Annotated in this window: 1 protein-coding gene; it reads left to right on the top strand. The window is 60.9% G+C overall.

Annotated elements, in window-relative coordinates; translation table 11 throughout:
- A partial coding sequence (locus EOA28_RS39400; protein ID WP_189342432.1) for a hypothetical protein occupies positions 1 to 476 on the top strand: 476 nt, incomplete at both ends.

Here is a 476-nt window from a genome sequence, read left to right as displayed (position 1 = left end):
GGGGGTCACGAAGGTTACCGGAGAGATCACCGACCGTGCCGGCGAAAACGCGGAGGTCAAGGTCGTGCCGATCTTCTCGCTGGATGGCGGGATGGAATCGTCGACGGCATTGTTCGCGATCAAGAACGATGGAAAAGAAATCGGCTATGTCGACAGCTCCGGCAAATACTACGGCAGCTTCGACGAATTCCAGCATGAGAACCGCATCTTCAGCCAGAACGGCAAGCTGATCCTGGCCAAGGGCGGCGACATGAAGCTCGGCGCCGATGGGTTCTCGCTCGACGAGGTGGAGATCGCCGACGCACGCAAGGTTGATTTCTGGGACAAGGCCACCGACATCGGTCTTGGCATCGTCGCCGGCGCCGCCACCATCGTCTCGTTCGTTCCGGGCGGTCAATGGGCCATTCCCATTGCGATCACCTCCGGCGCGGCTCTTGGCGGCAAGACGCTCTACAGGGAAGGCGAGCACCTGCTTC

The organism is Mesorhizobium sp. M2A.F.Ca.ET.067.02.1.1 (genome assembly GCF_004023285.1).
In the GTDB taxonomy this organism is placed as follows: Bacteria; Pseudomonadota; Alphaproteobacteria; order Rhizobiales; family Rhizobiaceae; genus Mesorhizobium.
This window is presented reverse-complemented; position numbering and strand designations above follow the sequence as displayed.